Here is an 18,296-nt window from a genome sequence, read left to right on the forward strand (position 1 = left end):
GGAAAAGCGCCCGCGAGCGGTGTGCACAGCTGTGGATAAGTCTGTCCACAACTGTGCATAACCACGCCTGAGGGTCACCATCAACGCAGCTCACAAGCCTGTGGATAACTCTATTCACAGACTTGTGGAGAACCCTGGATGAAGGCGCTCTCACCGGAGGTTCACGGAAGCCTCAGGCCGGCCCCGGAGAGTCTTCCTCGTGCAGGTCAACAGCGTGGAAGCAGACCCGGTCGCCGGGTGGGGATGGGCCGTGGCGTTCACCCTCGCCGGCGTCGGCGTCTTCGGGGTCCTGGCCGTGCTCACCGTCCCGGCCCAAGGGCTCGACGGGTCGTTGAGCCGAGACGCCGTGCTGACGCTCGTGGTGTTCGGCGCGGCCATCATCGGGTGGACGCGCGCGAAGGTCGACGACACCTTCGTCGCACTGCTGGCCGCCGCCGTGCTCGCCGTGCTCGGGGTGCTGGAGTCCGAGCGGCTGTTCGCCGCGCTCGGCGAGGACCAGATCTGGCTGCTGGTGGCCGCGTTCATGCTGGCCGCCGGGATCAACCGGACCGGACTGCCCGCGCGGCTGGCCCTCGGACTGGCCGGCCGGGCGCGATCGCCCCGGTCGCTGTGCCACCTGCTGACGCTCGGCCTGGTCGGCACCGCGCTGCTGATCCCGAGCACCAGCGGCCGGGCGGCGATGGCCGTGCCGCTGCACCGAGGCCTGGCGTCCGCCCTGCCGGACCGGCTGGTCCGGACGGTCGGCCTGCTCGTGCCGGTGGTGATCCTGCTGTCCGCGGTCGCCACCCTCACCGGAGCCGGAGCGCACCTGATCACCAGCCAGGTGCTCGCGGCGACCACCGGCGAAGGCATCCCGTTCGGCTGGTGGCTGTGCTGGGGACTGCCGTTCGCGCTGGTCAGCTCGCACCTGGCCGCCGAACTCGTGCTGTGGACCGGCGGCGCGGACCGGCGGACGCCGCTGCGCGTCGACGTGGCGGAGCTGCGCGCCCGGCTGGACGTGCCCGAACGGCTGCGGCCCGCCGAAGTCCGGGCCGGAACGCTGCTGGGCGTCGTGGTGCTGCTGTGGAGCACCGAGTCCTGGCACGGGCTGCCGCCCGCGCTGATCGCGCTGGGCGCGGCGCTGCTGGTCACCTCGCCCCGCTTCGGGACCGTCCCGATGAAGGCCGCCGTCGGCGAGATCCCCTGGTCGCTGCTGCTGTTCATGGCCGCGACCGGTGCGCTGGGCACCGCGCTCACCGACTCCGGCGCGGCCGGCTGGATCGCCGGTCACGCGCTGGTCGGCGACAGCCCGGTGACGCTGCTGGTGGCGGTCGTGGCGCTGAGCACCGCGCTGCACCTGCTGGTCGCGTCCCGGTCGGCGCGATCGGCGGTGCTGATCCCGCTGCTGGTGCCGGCGGCGCTGGCCGTCGGGGCCAACCCGATGGCGGTGGCGTTCGCCTCGACCGCTGCGGCCGGTTTCTGCCACACCCTGCCGTCCTCGGCGAAGCCCCTCGCGATGTTCGCCGAGCACTACGAGCCGCGCGAGCTGCGCAGGCTCGCGGTCGTCCTGGGGCCGCTGACGGCCGCGCTGGTGCTGCTGTTCTCCCTGCTCGTCTGGCCCCTGCTGGGTTTGTCCGTCTAGTCCACCGTGGAGGAAAGAATGTTCCGCATCGTCGTCGCGCCGAGCGGTTTCAAGGAATGCCTGGACGCCGAGCAGGTCGCCGACGCGATCCAGGCAGGCATCCGGCGGGTCATCCCCGGAAGCGTGGTCGACACCGTGCCGCTGATCGACGGTGGTGAGGGTTCGGCCCGGCTGCTCGCCCGCGCCACCGGCGGCACGCTCGTGCCGGTGACCGTCACCGGTCCGGTAGGCGATCCGGTCGTGGCCCACTTCGCGCTGCTCGACGACGACACCGCGTTCGTCGAGATGGCCGCCGCAGCGGGCTTATCGCTGGTCCCGCCCAGCGAACGCGAACCCGGCCGCACCACGAGCCGGGGCGTCGGCGAGCTGATCCGCGCGGCGCTGGAGACCGGAGCGCGGCGCTTGGTCGTCGGCTGCGGCGACTCGGGCATCTGCGACGGCGGCGCAGGTGCGCTGCAGGCCCTCGGCGTGCGGATCACCGACGAAGCCCGCCGGGAGATCGGGCCCGGTGGCGCTGAGCTGCTGCGCGCCCGCCACGTCGACGCCTCAGGCCTCGACCCTCGCCTGTCCGAAGTGGACATGACGGTCGCCGTCAACCCGCGCAACGTGCTGTGCGGACAGGACGGGGTGGCCCGCCGCTACGGTCCGCAGAAGGGCGCTTCCGCGCAGGACGTCGAGCTGCTGTCCTCGGCGATGTCGAACTGGGCGCGGCTGCTGGACCCCGACCTGGCCGAGCTGCCCGGCGCCGGGGCTTCGGGCGGACTGGCCGCCGGACTCGCCGGAGTCCTCGGAGCGCGCCTGGAATCCCGCTTCGACGTGTTCCTGACCAGCACCGATCTGGATCAGCGGCTGCGCACCGCCGATCTGGTGATCACCGCCGAGGGCGCCATCGACGCGTCCACCTCGCTCGGCAAGATCCCCACCGAGGTCGCGCGCCGCGCCAAGCAGCACGGCAAAGCGGTGATCGCGCTGTGCGGCACCATCGGACCGGGCGCAGACACCAGCTACGAGCACGGGATCGACGCCATCACCGGAATCCTCACCGGCCCGGTGGCGCTGCCCGACGCCATCACCAGAGCACCGGCGCTCATCACCGATGCGACCGCCCGGACCCTGCGGATGCTGCTGCTCGGAACCACCCTCCCGGCCGCGTGAGCTCAGCGGCCCGCCGCGTACCCCTGCGCACCGCGCGGGTTGGCGGCGGCCTTGAGCAGGCCCGACTCCGGATCCCGGGACACCGCGGAGAGGCGGCCGAGGGACCACGGACCGTTGTCCTCCACCAGGTGCCCGCGGGCCCCCAGCGCGGCGATGGTGTCGGCACCGAGGCGGGATTCCACCGCCACAGCACCGGGTTCCCACTCGCGGGGGTAGAACGAGCGCGGGAACGCGGTGCTGTGCCAGGCGGGCGCGTCGATGGCGGCCTGCAGGTCGAGCCCGCCGTGGACGTGGGCCAGCCAGAAGCACAGCTGCCACTGGTCCTGCTGGTCCCCACCGGGCGTCCCGAAGGCCAGCGCCGGGACGCCGCCGCGCAGCGCCAGCGACGGGCTCAACGTGATGCGCGGGCGCTTGCCCGGCACCAGCGAGTTCGGCAGCCCCTCTTCCAGCCAGAACATCTGGGCGCGGCTGCCCAGGCAGAACCCGAGTTCGGGGATCGTCGGCGAGGACTGCAACCACCCGCCGGACGGGGTCGCCGAGATCATGTTGCCCCAGCGGTCCACGACGTCGATGTGCACCGTGTCGCCCCGGCTCTCACCGTTGGGCAGCACGGTCGGCTCGCCGATGCCGACACCGCTCGGATCCGACAGCCCGCCCACACCGCGGCTCTCGGCGACGAACGCCGGTAACTCGGGCGTGCGTCCGCCGGGCGAGCCGGGCCGCAGGTCCAGCGACGCGGTCGCGCCGATCAGGTCGCGGCGCTGCGCGGCGTACTCGTCGGAGACGAGGTCGGCGAGCACACCGGGGTCGGCGGAGTCGCCGTACCACGCCTCGCGGTCGGCGAACGCGAGCTTGGTGGCCTCCACCGCCGCGTGCACCACGTCGACCGGCGGAACACCGTCCGCGTAGGACACGGGCAGCCCTTCCAGCAGCTTCAGCTGCTGGGCGAGCGCCGGTCCCTGCGACCAGATGCCGAACTTCGCCAGCGTCCAGCCGCCCGGCAGGTCGACCGTCAGCGGCTGCTCGTAGGTCGTCTCGAACTCCGCCATGTCCTGCGCGGTGAGCACACCCGCGTGATCGCGGCCCGAGTTGTCCCGGTGCGGGATCCGCGCGAACTCCTCCACGGCTTCGGCCACGAACCCCTGCGACCACGCCCGGCGCGCGGCATCGATCTGCGCCTCCCGGCCGGTCACCGACTCGGCCTCGGACAGCAGCCGCTCCCAGGTGTCGGCGAGCACGGGATTGCGCACCACCGAACCCGGTTCCGGCACCGAGCCGTCCGCGTTGAGCCAGCGCTCCGCCGAGGTCCGCCAGTGCTGCCGGAACATGTCGGCGACCAGACCGATGGTGTCGCTGATGCGCGGCACGATCGGACATCCGCCGCGCGCGTAGCCGATCGCGTAGGTCAGCACCTCGCGCAGCGTCTTGGTGCCGTGGTCGCGCAGCAGCGTCAACCAGCCGTCCCAAGCGCCGGGCACCGTGGTGGCCAGCAGTCCCGTGCCCGGGATCAGGTCCAGGCCGAGTTCGTCGCGGTAGTGCTCGATCGTCGCCCCGGCCGGCGCCGGCCCCTGCCCGCACAGCGCGCGCGGTTGCGGGTCGGCGGCGGTGGCGAACAGCGCCGGAACCTCACCGCCCGGCCCGTTGAGGTGCGGTTCGACGACCTGCAGGACGAATCCGGCCGCCACGGCTGCGTCGAAGGCGTTCCCGTCGTCCTCCAGCACCGCCATCCCCGCTGCCGAGGCCAGCCAGTGCGTCGAGGCGACCATCCCATGAGTACCGGCGAGCTCCGGGCGAGTCGTGAACACCCGCCCACCCTAGATCTCCGACACCCCCATGACGAGAGTCGAAACCCACCCCTCGTCCCCCCACGCCACACCGGTTTTCGACGTGGCCAACCCGGATTACCGCCGTATTCCGGGCGCCGATTACCGCAGTAATCCGGGTCACCTCCGGGGGAGGCGGTGGGGACGCGGGTTCAGGAGAGGGCGGCGACCGGCAATCGGCCGACTCCTCGCCAGGAGAGGCCGGCTCGGCGGAGGACGTCGGGGTCGAGGTGGTTGCGGGTGTCCACGACGACCAGACCGTTGAGGGCTTCGGCGATGAGGTTCCAGTCCAGGGCGCGGAACTCCTGCCACTCGGTGAGCAGCACCAGCGCCGACGCTCCCTTCGCCGCCTGGTACGGGTCGTCGACCAGCGTCAGCCCGACCGGCAACTCCGGTTCGTCGCCGCGCAGACCCGGGTCGTAGGCGATCAGCTCGGCGCCCTGCTCACCCAGCAGCTGGGCGACCTCCAGGGCGGGCGAGTCGCGCAGGTCGTCGGTGCCCGCCTTGAACGTCAGGCCCAGCAGCCCGATCCGCTCGCCGTCCAGCGAACCGCCGCAGGCCTCGCGGACCTTGCCGACCATCCGCTGCCGCTGGTGGGAGTTGGACGAGATGGTGGCCTGCAGCAGCGGGAAGTCGAACTCGACCGCCTCGGCCACCTGCAGCAGCGCCGCGGTGTCCTTGGGCAGGCAGGAACCGCCCCAGCCCGGTCCGGGCTGCAGGAACGACTGGCCGATCCGCCGGTCGTAGCCCATGCCCTCGGTGACGTCGGTGATGTCGGCGCCCAGCTGCTCGCAGAGCTCGGCGATCGCGTTGACGTAGGACAGCTTGGTGGCCAGGAAGCAGTTCGCCGCGTACTTCACCATCTCCGCGCTCGCCGCGTCGGTGAGCACTGTCGGCGCGCCCAGCCGGGCGTAGAGGGCGGCGACGCGCTCAGCGGCGTCCTGGGTGTCGGAGCCGACGACGATGCGGTCCGGGTTGAGGAAGTCGTGCACCGCCGAACCCTCGCGCAAGAACTCGGGGTTGCTGACCACCGCGACGTCCTCGCGGCCCAGGTGCTCGGCGAGCCGCTTCGACGTCCCCACCGGGACCGTCGACTTGGTGACCATCACGCACCCGGTGGGCAGCACGTCGCGGACCTCGCGGGCGACGGCCTCCACCACGGCCAGGTCGGCGGCGCCGCCGGAACCCATCGGGGTCGGCACGCACAGGAACACGACCTCGGCCTCGGCGACCGCACCGGCGGAACCGACGACGAACTCCAGCCGCCCGGCGGCGATCCCCTCCTGCACCAGCTCGGCCAGGCCGGGCTCGTGGATGCGGACCTCGCCGCGGGACAGCTCGGCGACCTTCTCCTCGTTGACGTCGCTGCAGACCACCCGGTGGCCGAGCGAAGCCAGACACGCACCGGTGGTCAGTCCGACGTACCCGGTGCCGACAACGACGATTCGACGGGCGAACACAGGCCCCAACCCCTTCACCTCGTACGACCAGGCGGTCGCCTCTGCCCCCTCGAAAATCGATCGTGGCACATCTTCGAGCTGGGAAAACCCGCTTCGCTCAGAGTTCACGAGCTATATGTCGCAGGTGACGAGTTGGGAACCTGCCGTTTAGGCTGCGCGCGTGGATCAGAGACGTCTGGGGGAATCGGGTCTAGCGGTGAGCGCGGTCGGTCTCGGCTGCAACAACCTCGGAAGGCCCGGAACCGCCACCGAAACCCTCGCCGGAGCCCGCGCCGTCGTCGACGCGGCGCTGGATGCCGGCATGACCTTCTTCGACGTGGCCGACGCCTACGGTTCACCTCGCGGACGCAGCGAGGAGCTGCTCGGGCAGTCGCTGTCCGGGCGGCGCGACATGGCGGTCATCGCCACCAAGTTCGGCATGGACATGCAGGGCACCAACGGCCCGGACTTCGGTGCCCGCGGTTCCCGCCGCTACGTGCGCCGCGCGGTGGAGTCCTCGCTGCGACGGCTGGGAACCGACTGGATCGACCTGTACCAGCTGCACCGGCCGGAACCGCTGACACCGCTGGAGGAAACCCTCTCGGTGCTCGACGACCTGGTCCGGGAGGGCAAGATCCGCTACGTCGGGCACTGCAACCTGCCCGGCTGGCAGGTCGCCGACGCGTCCTGGACGGCGAAGTCGGCGGGCTTGACCGCGCCGGTGTCCAGCCAGCACCACTACTCGCTGCTCTCGCGCGAGGTGGAACGCGAGGTCGTGCCCGCCGCTCAGCGCTTCGGTCTCGGCCTGCTGCCGTACTTCCCGCTGGCCAACGGCCTGCTGACCGGCAAGTACCGACGCGACCAGATACCTCCGGCGGACAGCAGGCTGGCCGGACGCGCGCAGCTGCTGTCCGACGCGCCGTGGGGGCGGATCGAGAAGCTGCGGATCTTCGCCGAGCAGCGCGGCATCACGATGAGCACCGTGGCGCTCGGCTGGCTCGCCGCTCAGGACCCGGTCGCCTCGGTCATCGCCGGAGCCACCACCCCAGACCAGGTCCAGGCCAACGCGCAGAGCGCGAACTGGGTTCCGGGACCGGACGACCTCGCGACGCTGAACAGCATCTGCCCGGCGGCGTGAGTCCGACGACACGATTCAGGGCGGTGCAAGCGGCGAAGCCACTTTCTCTCCACCGCCTGAGCAGCTGGCACCGCCAAGCAGGCTGACCACAACTCTCCATGGGAGGAACAGCGACAATGCAGATCACCGACACCGCAGCGATCGTCACCGGCGGTGCCTCCGGGCTCGGGGCCGCGACGGCCCGGGCGTTGGCCGGGCGGGGCGCGAAGGTGTTCGCGGTGGACCTGCCAGGCGCGATCGAGAAGGCTCCGATCGTCGACGGCATCACCTACACCGCGGCCGACGTCACCGACGCCGACCAGGTGCAGACCGCCGTCGACCAGGCCGCGGGCTCCGGCAACCCGCTGCGGATCGTGGTGAACTGCGCGGGAATCGGCCCGTCCGCCCGCATCGCGGGCCGCAAGGGCGTGCACGACCTCGACCTGTTCCGCAAGGTCCTGGAGATCAACCTGCTCGGCAGCTTCAACGTCATGCGGCTGGCCGCCGCCGCGATCGGCGAGACCGAGGCCGACCAGCACGGGCAGCGCGGCGTGGTGATCAACACCGCGTCGGTGGCGGCCTACGACGGCCAGATCGGGCAGGCCGCCTACGCCGCGTCCAAGGGCGGCGTCGCGAGCCTGACCCTGCCCGCCGCGCGCGACCTGTCGTCGAGCGGGATCCGGGTCATGACGATCGCACCCGGCATCGTGGACACCCCGATGCTGGCGACCGTCAGCGACGAGTTCCGGCAGGGCCTGGCCGACGGCGTCCCGTTCCCCAAGCGCCTCGGCACCCCCGAGGACTACGCGCAGCTGGCGCTGAACATCGTCGAGCACGACTACCTCAACGGCGAGGTCATCCGCATGGACGGAGCCCTCCGCATGGCACCCCGCTGACCGCTGGTGGTGGGCCTGACGCCCGGCAGGCCCAGCCCGGGAGGGCCCCTCGCGTGGTGCGTCAGAGGTCTTCGGCGTAGGGGATCTGGTCCGCCGCGTCGGAGGTCATCCAGGTCCGGATGGTGTACGTGGCGCGGACGTCGTCCTCGTTGTAGGTGAGGAGGCGTTCGCGCTGCGTGAGGTCCCGTTCGCCGCCGTCCAGCGCGACCGCGTCGCGGTACCAGCGCATCGAGTTCTCGCCGCTGGCCTCCGGGTCGCGCCAACCGAACCCCGCGCTGGGGGCGATCACCTTGAGGCCCTTGCCGTTCGGGCACAGGAACTGGTCGCGGACCACCGCGAACAGATCGACCCACTCGGCGGAGTTGATGAACTCCTTGACCTCGGAGACCGGCGGAACACCGGGCTTGCCCGCGAAGCGCTCGGCGGAGCCCAGCATCCAGCGGTTCTCCGCCAGCTCGTTGTAGCAGTAGGCGCGGAAGCTCAGGCCGCGCTCGAAGGCCTTGCGGCGGACACCGGTGAACCAGCTCCAGAACTCCGCGAACGACCGGGCCTCGTCGTCGTTCGGCAGCGGCTCCCAGGTGACGAAGGCCCGGTAGCCCTGCTCCTCGCCGATGTCGGTGCCCGACAGCCAGCAGCCCCACATGTAGGCGCCGGCGTCGGCGTAGCTCTCCATGTCCACGTCGATCTCGACGTCACCGCGCGGCACGTCGAGATCGCGGACCCGCCGCACCAGCGGCATCTCCCGCAGCCACGCCTTGGCCAGCAGGATCGCGTCGGTGTTGCGCACGCCCGTGAGCTGCAGGTCCTCGGCGCCCTCCAAGGGCGTGCCCGCCAGCTGGTCGATCGTGGCGATGCCCCGCTCGCGCAGCACGGTGGCGTCCTCGCCGCGCACCACCAGGCTCACGTCGCGCCGGTCGCGCAGCTGGGACTCGCAGGTCGGCCACCACGGGCAGCCGCGGCATTCGGTGATCCGGGAGGGCTGCGCCAGCGGTTCGCCGCCCTGGGCGGCGGCGGTGGCCACCGCGAGCCGGTCGCCGAAGCGCGCGTCGTACTCGGCGAGCGCGGTGCGCCCGCCGGGCCAGTTGGGGCTGCGCAGGTCGTGCCAGACGACCACGTCGGCTTCCACGCCGATCGCGCCGGCCGTGCGGTCTCCCGCGCCGTACCCGCACGCCTCCAGCAGCCGGACCGCGTGCACCAGCCGGAGCTGGTCGCGGGGCTGCGGGCGGACCTTGCGGGTCTTGTCGACCTTCGCCGCCTCGGGCACCGGTCGTTCGATCGGCGAGACCTTCGCCCCGTTGCCGGGATCGGTGATCTTGTGCCGGACCACCAGGACCGGGACGTAGCCGTTGCCGCTGCGCACCAGCAGGTCGATCGCGCCGCGGCGACCGCCTTCGGCGTCGTCGGGCAGCTGCGCGCCGGAGATGTGGGGGACGCCCTCGCCCATCGCGTCGAGGGTGAGCCGCGCGCGGTCGGCGTAGGGCGCTCCGCGCGGGATCTCGGTCCAGTCCGCGCCCAGCAGCTCGCCCAGCTGGGCGGCGACGGAGCGGCGGTGTTCGGCGGCGTCGGCGATGCGCTGCTCGACGCCCAGGTCCAGCGGCGCGGTCGAGACGTCGCGCATCTCCGGGTCGTTCTCCAGGTGCACGCGTCGACGGCAACGCGTCACCACGCCTGCGTCGAGCAGCACCTCATCCTTCACGGGTAAAGGGTATGCGGTGGCCCTGACAGGCGCGCCCATCACCCCGGTGACATCGCGTGCCGCCGATGACCACTCCCGGTGCACACACGATCGCGTTCTGCTTTCGTGCACTGCTCCATCCGGACTTATGGTGATCGCGGTGCTGGGAATTCGCGGATCCGGGGAGGTGTGCGCGGTGAGGAAGCTCGCCAGGCGACGCGGGAAGATCACTCAGGGTGCCCAGCGGGGGTGCCGGAAGTGCGCCGTCAAGAAGACGAGGGCCGAGAAGAAGGCGCGGCGCCAGGTCGACAAGGCGGCCCGGAAGGTGGCGGCCCGCAGCAAGGCCGCCGAGAAGGAGGCCGCCCGGAAACCGGCGGCGGCCCACAGCGCTCCCGCGCAGCAGGCCGACCTAGCGACACCCCCGCCGCTGACGTCCGCACCGGTCGGCAAGAAGGCGGCGAAGGCGCTGCTCAAGGCCGACAAGCAGGCCGCGAAGGCGATCAAGAAGGGCGAGTTCGGGACGGTCACCCCGGGCAACGCAAAGAAGATCGTCGGGATCGCCAAGATCGTCGGTCCGGTGCTCCTGCCGTTCGCGCTGCGCGCGGTGAGCACGGTGCGCGAGAACTACGACCGCTCGCGCGCCCGCAAGCTGGGGGTCCCGGTGGACGACCTCGGCAAGTTCACCGGTCACGGGGCCTCGCTGCACGCCCGCATCGCCGGCGACTCGGTCGCCCTGCGCGACCTGCGCGAGCAGTCCACAGGTGAGGAGCGCGGCCACGCCAGGACCTACGCCGACCAGGCCGAAGCCCGCCTCGCGCAGCTGACCAGCGCGGTGCGAGCCGCCGAGCGGATGCCCTCGCCGCGCCGCAAGTCCGCGCACCGCGCGGTCGACCAGGAGCTCTCGCGCATCGAGAGCGAACTGCTCACCCGCTTCGGCGTGCCCACCGGGTGAAGACGAAGGCGGGGCGCCTCCTCCGCGGAGACGCCCCACCACTCGCAGCGTGGATCAGCCCTGACCTGGGATCTTCACCAGGCCCTGTTCGGCCATCCAGTCACGCGCGACGTCGGCCGGGTCCCGGCCTTCGACGTCGACCTGCGCGTTGAGCTTCATCAGTTCCTCGTTGGTCAACTTCTCCGAGACCGGCTGGAAGACCTGCGCCAACTGCGGGTAGCGCTTCAGCATCTCGTCGCGGAGAGTGACGCCGATGTTGTACCGGGGGAAGAACTGCTTGTCGTCGGCCAGCACCTTCAGGTCCAGCGACCTGATCCGGCCGTCGGTGGTGAACACCTCGCCGAACGTGCACGTCCCCTGGGCCGTCGCCTGGTAGATCGCACCCTCGGTGAGGACCTTGACCTTGCTCGGGTCGGTCTTGAACCCGTAGGTCTGCTCCACGCCCGGCAGGCCGTCGTTGCGGCTGGCGAACTCCGTGTCCACGCAGAACGTGGCGTCCTCCGGGTGCTCGGCCATGATCCGCGGGATGTCCGAGTTCTCCTCCACGCCCAGGCGCTTGGCGGCGTCCTGGTTGACCGCGAACGCGTAGGTGTTGTCCACCTGATAGTCGATCGCGGTCCAGGCCACCCCGTTGCGCTCGAGGTCCTGCTTCTTGACGGCCTCGTACTGGGCGCGGGCGTCCGGGATCGGGTCGTTGTTGCCGTTGTAGTTGACCCAGGACGTGCCCGTGTAGTCCCAGAGGATGTCGATCTGGTCGCTGGTCAGCGCGTTGCGCGCGGTCGAGGAGCCCTGGATGGAGCTCAAGTCCCGCACGTTGGCGCCGGCCGCGGACAGCGCGAACTCGCCGAGGTAGCCCAGGATGAGCTGCTCGGTGAAGTTCTTCGACCCCACCGTGATCGTCTGGCCCTCCAGCTCCGGAACGGGCTGGATGATGCCCGGCTCCACCGCCAGCGGAACCGACGAACCCGAGCTGAGCCCGCATCCCGACAGCATCAACCCGGCCATCGCCAGCGAGGCCGCTTTGAGCGCACGACTGCGCTTGCGGAGCTTCATCGCAACCCCCTCGGCGACAGGTAGGTCTCGGCCAGCGCACCGAGCCAGTCGACCAGCAGCGCCAGCGCCATCGCCAGCACCGAGCCGACGATCATGACCGTGTAGTCGTTGAGCTTGTAACCGGTGTCGATGAGCTCACCCAGGCCCCCCGCGCCGACGAACAGCGCCAGCGTCGCGGTTCCCACCGCCAGCACCAGCGCGGTCCGCAGACCGGCGAGGATGAACGGCACGGCCAGCGGCATCTCGATGCGCATCAGCACGCTCGAACCGGACATGCCGATGCCGCGACCCGCGTCGACCAGCGACGCGTCCACCGACTGCAGCCCCACGATGGTGTTGCGCAGGACGGGCAGCAGCGCGTAGAAGGCGATCGGCAGCGTCGCGATCCAGAACCCGGTGGAACCACCGGTGAACAGGAAGAACAGCACCAGCAGACCCATCGAGGGCGCCGCCTGACCGATGTTGGCGATGCCGATCACCAGCGGTGCGATGCGGCGAGCCCAGCTGCGGCTGAGCAGCACGCCCAGCGGAACCGCGACCAGCACCACGATCAGCGCCACCGCGATGCTGATCAGGAAGTGCGTCCAGGTCAGGCTCAGGATCGTCGTCGAGTTGAGGCTTCGCTGCGTCACCTCGTCGTTGTCCCTGGTGAACGCCCAGCCCAGCACCGCCGCGACCAGCACGACCACGGTCACCGGCTGCGCCAGCAGCCGCAGCCGCTCGGCGCGCCCGGACCCGGAGTCGGAAGCGAAAGTGCTGCTCATGAGGCGTCAGCCCCAGACCCGGCAGCGTCCGACCCCGCGGGCTCCTCCACGTCGTCGGAGGCGTTCTCCTCGCGCAGCGCCTTGATCGTGTTCATCACGGTGTCGATGTCGACCACGCCGACGTACTCACCGCGAGAGCCCACGACCACGGCCACCCCGTCGTCGTCGGTCAGGATCGCCTCGAGGGCGTCCTGCAGGGTCGAGGCCCGCGACACCGAGTCCTCCACCGGACGGCCGGCCCGCGACAGGTCGGAGACCGAGCCCGCCTCGCGAGCGGTCGCCCAGCGCAGCGGACGGTTGCGCTTGTCGAGCACCAAGCCGATCGCGCCACGGCGGGTGCCCAGACGTTCGCGCAGCACCGAAGGTGCGTCGTCGACCGTCGCGGACGGAACTTCGCCGACCTCGATCTCGCGCACGCGGCGCAGCGTGAGCTGCTTGAGGGCCGCGCCCGCCCCGACGAATCCGGCGACGGTGTCGTCGGCCGGGTTGGTCAGGATCGCTTCCGGGGTGTCGTACTGAAGGATCTTGGAGCGCTCGCCCAGCACCGCGATCCGGTCGCCGAGCTTGACCGCCTCGTCGAAGTCGTGCGTGACGAACACGATCGTTTTGCCCAGGTCTGCCTGCAGGCGCATGAGCTCGTCCTGCAGCACACCGCGGGTGATCGGGTCCACCGCGCCGAACGGCTCGTCCATCAGCAGCACCGGCGGGTTGGCCGCGAGCGCGCGGGCGACGCCGACGCGCTGCTGCTGTCCACCGGAGAGCTGCCGCGGGTAGCGGCCCCGGTACTCGGCCGGGTCGAGGTTGACGAGGTCGAGCATCTCGTCCACGCGCTCGGAGATGCGCTTGGAGTCCCAGCCGACCAGGCCGGGAACCATGCCGACGTTGTCGCCGACGGTCATGTGCGGGAACAGGCCCGCCTGCTGGATCGAGTAGCCGATCTCGCGACGCAGCTTGTCCGCGTCCAGGCCGAGCACGTCCTGCCCACCGATGGTGATCTTGCCGGAGGTCGGCTCGATCAAGCGGTTGATCATGCGCATGGTGGTCGTCTTGCCGGAACCCGAGGGTCCGACCAGCACCACCGTCTCCCCCGCGGGGATCGTCATGGTCACCGACTCGACGGCCGCCTGCTTCTGCCCCGGGTAGCGCTTGGAGACCTCTTCGAGCTTGATCTCCACGCCGTGCCCGGCGGTCTTCTTCTCGTCGTCAGCCACGGATACCTCTCGAAGTCGTCAACCGCCCGAACAGCACGAACAAGGCGTCGAGCGCCAGCGCCAGGATGACCACCCCGACGGTGCCCGCGAGGGCCATGTTCAGCGCGTTCGCGCCGCCCAACTGGCCCAGGCCCATGAACAGCAGGTTCCCCAGACCGGGACCCTTGGCGTAGGCCGCGATGGCGGCGATGCCCATCAACATCTGGGCGCTCACCCGCATGCCGGCGAGGATCGCCGGCCAGGCGAGGCGGAGTTCGACGCGGGTGAGAACGCTGAACCGGTTCATGCCGATTCCTCGCGCCGCGTCCAGGATCGGCTGGTCGACGTTGGACAGGCCGACGATCGTGTTCCGCACGATCGGCAGGAGCGCGTAGAGGACGAGCGTCACCACCGACGGGGCCACTCCCAGACCGAACACCGGGATGAGCAGGCCGAAGAGCGCGAAGGACGGGATGGTCAAGATCGCGCTGGAGAGAGCGGTGGCGATCGCCGCCCCGGCGGGGCTGCGGTAAACCGCAACCCCGACCAGGACGCCGATGATCGTTGCCAGCAGGATGCACTGAACCACCATGCTGACGTGCTGGTACGAGTTCACCAGCAACGATTGCCACCTGGATGCAACGTAATCCAGGAGATTCAATTGTTTACTCTTTCTTGCCGGCTTCCGCCGATTCGGACTCCTCGTCGGAGGACTCCGCAGGAGTCGTGACCAGCTGGAATTCGCCGTCGTGCTCTTCAGTACCGGCGATGACGGCCTGCTCGAGCACCTCCGCACCCTTCTGGTCGCGAACCGTGATGGCGTCAGAGCGCAGGTCCTTCGTCATGGCCACGCACATGAAGATCATCACGATCGCGAACGGCAGGGCACCGATGAACGTCAGGTTCTGGATGCCTTCCAGGGCCTTGTCCTGGCCGATCACCAACATCACCGCGGCGACCGCACCGGTGGCGGCACCCCAGAAGATGACGACCCACTTGCTCGGCTCGATCGCGCCCCGCTGCGACAGCGTGCCCATCACGATGGACGCGGCGTCGGCACCGGAGACGAAGAAGATCGCGACCAGGACCATCACCAGAACGGCGGTGACCAGTGCCAGCGGCAGGTGGTCGAGCACCGCGAAGGTCTGCGCCTCCGCGCTGCCGTCGCCGTAGACGTTGGTGCCACCCTTCTGGGTGTCGATCGCGGCACCACCGAAGATCGCGAACCACACGAGGCTCACGACGCTGGGCACCAGCAGCACGCCGCCGATGAACTGGCGGATCGTGCGGCCCCGGCTGATCCGGGCGATGAACATGCCCACGAAGGGCGTCCAGGAGATCCACCAGGCCCAGTAGAAGACGGTCCAGCTGGACAGCCAGTCCTGCATCTCCGCGCCACCGGTGGCACCGGCCCGCGAAGCCATCTCGCCGAACTCGCTCATGTAGGAGCCGACCGCCGTGGGCAGCAGGTCCAGGATGAACACCGTCGGTCCGAGGATGAACACGAACAGCGCCAGGATGGCCGCCAGCACCATGTTGATGTTGGACAGCCACTGGATCCCCTTCTCCACGCCCGAAACCGCGGAGAGGATGAAGCAGAGCGTCAGCACGGCGATGATGGCGACCAGCACGTTGGTGCCGGCCTCACCGATCGGCCAGTTGGCGGCCTGCATACCGGCCTTGATCTGCAGCGCACCGAGACCCAGCGAGGCCGCGGAGCCGAACAGCGTCGCGAACAGCGCCAGGATGTCGATGACCTTGCCCAGCGGCCCCTCGGCTGCCTTCTTGCCGATCAACGGCGTGAAGACACCCGAGATGGTCTGCTTGCGGCCGCGGCGGAAGCTGCTGTAGGCGATCGCCAGACCAGCCACCGCGTAGATCGCCCACGGGTGCAGGGTCCAGTGGAACAGCGAGGTCGACATGGCCGTCTGGATGGCCTCTTCGCTCTCGCCCGGGACGGTGCCCGGCGGCGGGGAGACGAAGTGGCTCAGCGGCTCGCTCACGCCGTAGAACATCAGACCGATGCCCATACCGGCGCTGAACATCATGGCGATCCAGGACACCGTGCGGAACTCGGGTCCTTCGTCGTCACCGCCCAGCGGGATCCTGCCGTACTTGCTGAAGGCCAGGAACAGCGCGAAGACGACGAACCCGGTGGCCGCGAGCACGAAGCCCCAGCCGGTGTTCTTGATCAGCCAGGTCAACGCCGTCGAAGACGCGTTGCTGAGCGAATCGGTCGCCAGGGCGCCCCAGGCGACCACCGCGAACATGATGAGCGCAGTGACACCGAAGACGACCCAGTCCGTTCTGGGCTTGCCGAGGAACTCGGCATCTGGTTCGGAGGAATGACCGCCCTTGGCGGGTCCCCCACTTTGTTCAGTTTCGGTCGACACAGGTATCGGCGCCGACTTTCGGCGACGCCCCCTCCTCTCCGTCGTCGGTTACGACGTTTTCGGAACCAATCGAACCGCCTATTCGGGCGGTTGGTGGCTCCAAATCGTCGGCAACCTATAAACCGTGACCCAATCGGGTTAACAAGGCAAGCTCACCTGCGGTCAGCGTGGCCGAACCGACACCTAGACTGGCCAACCGTGAAGGCTGGTCTGACACCTACGCAGGGCGCGCTGCGCGTCCTGCGCGGTGCCGGTTTGGCCTGCACAGCGGCGTCACTGTCCGTAGCCGCTCACGCGGCCGCGGGCGGGTCGCTCCCAGGCCTGGGAACGACCGTCGTGATCACCGTTCTGCTGACCGGTGCCGGGGTGGCACTCGCTGATCGCAAGCGCGGGTCGTGGGGCATTCTAGGGGCACTGTCGGTCAGTCAACTGGCACTTCACTTCTTTCTCGAGCTGACGGCCCTCGGCCACCACGGGTTCGGGCACCTCCACGGCCCACCGCCGATCCCGGTCTCGCCGTGGCTGATGACCCTCGGCCACATGGTCGTCACGCTGGTGACCGCCCTGGTCATGGCCCATGCCGAACAGGTACTGTTCGTAGTCACCCGGTTGTTGCAAGCCATCTTCCCCAGGAAGACGACGCCGTTACCGGTTGTGACGCCGCCGCCTGCGGTCTGCGTGCCCGCGCCGGTTCCGCGGACCCTTGCGCAACTGATCTACCAGCGGATTCACGCACGTCGTGGACCCCCGAAATCTCCCGTTGAAAGCAACGATCCGGTGTATATCGCCGTTCGATCATTGCTATTCCGATGAATCGCGCATACGCGCGCGCGATTATCCGACGAGCACGGGAGATCCCAAGAGAACATGTCGACAAATCGATTCCTGGCGCGGTCCGCGAGTTGGATCACCGTGGGCGGCATCGCCCTCGCAATGGGCACCGCTCCCGCCTACGCGCACGTGAGTGCACAGCCCGAAGAGGCCGAGAAGGGCGGCTACGCGAAAATCGCGTTCCGCGTCCCCAACGAGGACCCGGTGGCAGGAACCGTCCAGATCAAGGTCACTCTCCCCGAGCAGCACCCGCTGAGCTCGGTGCGCACCAAGCCGATCCCCGGCTGGACCGCGCAGGTCGAGAAGGCGCAGATCCCGCCGGTGATGGTGGACGGCACCCAGGTCACCGAGGCGGCTCGCAGCATCACCTGGACCGCGCAGCCGGGCACCCGGATCGGGCCGAACGAGTTCAGCGAGTTCGAGGCGACGCTGGGAGCGCTGCCGGAGAACGCCGACGAGCTGATGCTGCCCACGACCCAGACCTACGACAACGGCAAGGTCGTGGACTGGAACCAGCCGACTCCCCCGAGCGGCGAGGAGCCGGAGCACCCGGCACCGGTGGTGAAGCTGATCGCCGCGGAAGGCGGCCACAGCCACGGCGGGACGCCGTCCGGATCGGGCGTACAGGAGGCCGACCAGCACGGATCGGCGGACGAAACGGCCCGCTACCTCGGCGGCGCCGGACTGGTCGTCGGTGCGCTGGGCGTCGGCGTCGGCGCCGGCGCCCTGCTGCGCGGACGTCGTTCCGATGGGGACGCGTCATGAGGCGGCTGCTGACCGTCGGCGCGTTCGCACTGGCCGCGCTCATCGGCGGTGCCGCTCCGGCGCTCGCGCACAACGTGCTGGTCGGCAGCGATCCGGCCGAGGGCGCGCAACTGTCCGCGAGCCCGCGCGAGGTCCAGTTGACCTTCGACCAACCGGTCCGCGCGGGCGAGTCCTATAACACCGTCAACGTGGTGGGGCCGGACGGCTCGTTCTGGGCGGACGGACCGGCTCGGGTCGAGGGCAACTCCGTCATCGCCCCGGTCCGCGAGCTCGGACCGGTCGGTACCTACACCGTGGGTTACCGGATCCTGTCCAGCGACGGGCACCCGGTCCCGGGCAAGGTCAGCTTCACCCTGACCGCCCCCGGCAAGGGCACCCCGGCCCCCGGACCGCAGGGCGGACAGGACTCCGGTCAGCCCGCTGACCAGGCGGAATCCGACTCCGGTGGGATGCCGATCTGGCCGTGGATCGCGGGCGCGGTCCTGGTCGTGATCGTCGGGCTGGTCCTGGCCCTGCGCCTGGGCGCACCGAAGAAGTGAATCCCCGGGAGGGTGTCCGGACTCCGCGTCCGGGCGCCCTCCCGCTCCTCTTTCCGCGGAATTCCGGATCCCGTTCTCAACGG

16 protein-coding genes are annotated in these 18,296 nt (G+C 70.1%); 8 read left to right on the plus strand and 8 right to left on the minus strand.

The genetic code is table 11. The features are described from left to right. The first annotated feature begins 199 nt into the window (after positions 1-199). Complete coding sequence (locus AB0J78_RS00200; protein WP_363785241.1) at positions 200-1,621, plus strand: SLC13 family permease; 1,422 nt, start codon at positions 200-202, stop codon at positions 1,619-1,621. Positions 1,622-1,639: 18 nt separating this feature from the next. Beyond that, positions 1,640-2,776: a glycerate kinase gene (locus tag AB0J78_RS00205; protein WP_363785243.1), complete on the plus strand. Its 1,137-nt coding sequence runs from the start codon at positions 1,640-1,642 to the stop codon at positions 2,774-2,776. Between the two features lie 2 nt (positions 2,777-2,778). On the opposite strand, the gene AB0J78_RS00210 is transcribed toward AB0J78_RS00205, so the two are convergent. Both AB0J78_RS00210 and AB0J78_RS00215 read right to left on the minus strand, forming a co-directional pair. Further along, entirely contained in the window at positions 2,779-4,581 is a 1,803-nt protein-coding gene (locus AB0J78_RS00210; protein ID WP_363785246.1) for a gamma-glutamyltransferase family protein, read from the minus strand. A 170-nt stretch (positions 4,582-4,751) separates the two neighbouring features. Beyond that, entirely contained in the window at positions 4,752-6,059 is a 1,308-nt protein-coding gene (locus AB0J78_RS00215) for a UDP-glucose/GDP-mannose dehydrogenase family protein (RefSeq protein ID WP_363786328.1), read from the minus strand. 160 nt (positions 6,060-6,219) lie between these two features. Here AB0J78_RS00215 and AB0J78_RS00220 point away from each other — a divergent pair, with 160 nt between their 5' ends. Together AB0J78_RS00220 and AB0J78_RS00225 are read left to right on the plus strand one after the other, a co-directional pair. Beyond that, on the plus strand, positions 6,220-7,176 hold the full coding sequence (locus tag AB0J78_RS00220; RefSeq protein ID WP_363785249.1) for an aldo/keto reductase: 957 nt from the start codon (positions 6,220-6,222) through the stop codon (positions 7,174-7,176). 116 nt (positions 7,177-7,292) lie between these two features. Then, complete coding sequence (locus AB0J78_RS00225) at positions 7,293-8,051, plus strand: SDR family NAD(P)-dependent oxidoreductase (protein WP_363785252.1); 759 nt, start codon at positions 7,293-7,295, stop codon at positions 8,049-8,051. Positions 8,052-8,112: 61 nt separating this feature from the next. On the opposite strand, the gene AB0J78_RS00230 is transcribed toward AB0J78_RS00225, so the two are convergent. Further along, the gene (locus tag AB0J78_RS00230) at positions 8,113-9,747 is read right to left on the minus strand and encodes a TM0106 family RecB-like putative nuclease (protein WP_363785255.1); all 1,635 of its coding nucleotides are present in this window, start codon (positions 9,745-9,747) and stop codon (positions 8,113-8,115) included. Between the two features lie 175 nt (positions 9,748-9,922). On the opposite strand from AB0J78_RS00230, the gene AB0J78_RS00235 reads away from it, so the two are divergent. Beyond that, positions 9,923-10,678, plus strand: a complete 756-nt coding sequence (locus AB0J78_RS00235; protein ID WP_363785258.1) for a DUF6474 family protein — start codon at positions 9,923-9,925, stop codon at positions 10,676-10,678. Positions 10,679-10,732: 54 nt separating this feature from the next. Here AB0J78_RS00235 and AB0J78_RS00240 read toward each other — a convergent pair whose 3' ends face one another. From AB0J78_RS00240 to AB0J78_RS00260, 5 genes are read right to left on the minus strand one after another with little or no spacing between them, the layout of a single operon-like run. Then, positions 10,733-11,731: a glycine betaine ABC transporter substrate-binding protein gene (locus AB0J78_RS00240; RefSeq protein ID WP_363785261.1), complete on the minus strand. Its 999-nt coding sequence runs from the start codon at positions 11,729-11,731 to the stop codon at positions 10,733-10,735. Beyond that, positions 11,728-12,495 carry an ABC transporter permease gene (locus AB0J78_RS00245; protein ID WP_363785263.1) on the minus strand — a complete coding sequence of 256 codons (768 nt, stop codon included), beginning with the start codon at positions 12,493-12,495 and terminating at the stop codon, positions 11,728-11,730. Before AB0J78_RS00245 ends, AB0J78_RS00240 begins: the two co-directional genes overlap by 4 nt. Further along, positions 12,492-13,706 (minus strand): ATP-binding cassette domain-containing protein, encoded by a 1,215-nt coding sequence (locus AB0J78_RS00250; protein WP_363785265.1) that lies wholly within the window; start codon positions 13,704-13,706, stop codon positions 12,492-12,494. Before AB0J78_RS00250 ends, AB0J78_RS00245 begins: the two co-directional genes overlap by 4 nt. Further along, a complete protein-coding gene (locus AB0J78_RS00255; RefSeq protein ID WP_363785267.1) occupies positions 13,699-14,346 on the minus strand; it encodes an ABC transporter permease in 648 nt (215 codons plus the stop codon). Before AB0J78_RS00255 ends, AB0J78_RS00250 begins: the two co-directional genes overlap by 8 nt. 4 nt (positions 14,347-14,350) lie before the next feature. Beyond that, a complete protein-coding gene (locus AB0J78_RS00260; protein ID WP_363785270.1) occupies positions 14,351-16,078 on the minus strand; it encodes a BCCT family transporter in 1,728 nt (575 codons plus the stop codon). Between the two features lie 336 nt (positions 16,079-16,414). Here AB0J78_RS00260 and AB0J78_RS00265 point away from each other — a divergent pair, with 336 nt between their 5' ends. From AB0J78_RS00265 to AB0J78_RS00275, 3 genes are read left to right on the plus strand one after another with little or no spacing between them, the layout of a single operon-like run. Next, positions 16,415-16,891: a hypothetical protein gene (locus AB0J78_RS00265; RefSeq protein ID WP_363785273.1), complete on the plus strand. Its 477-nt coding sequence runs from the start codon at positions 16,415-16,417 to the stop codon at positions 16,889-16,891. 54 nt (positions 16,892-16,945) lie between these two features. Beyond that, positions 16,946-17,674 carry a YcnI family protein gene (locus tag AB0J78_RS00270; RefSeq protein ID WP_363785276.1) on the plus strand — a complete coding sequence of 243 codons (729 nt, stop codon included), beginning with the start codon at positions 16,946-16,948 and terminating at the stop codon, positions 17,672-17,674. Beyond that, complete coding sequence (locus AB0J78_RS00275; RefSeq protein WP_363785279.1) at positions 17,671-18,213, plus strand: copper resistance CopC family protein; 543 nt, start codon at positions 17,671-17,673, stop codon at positions 18,211-18,213. Before AB0J78_RS00270 ends, AB0J78_RS00275 begins: the two co-directional genes overlap by 4 nt. Positions 18,214-18,296 lie beyond the last annotated feature (83 nt).

Origin of the sequence: Saccharopolyspora sp. NPDC049426 (genome assembly GCF_040676935.1) — a bacterium.
Classification (GTDB): Bacteria; Actinomycetota; Actinomycetes; order Mycobacteriales; family Pseudonocardiaceae; genus Saccharopolyspora.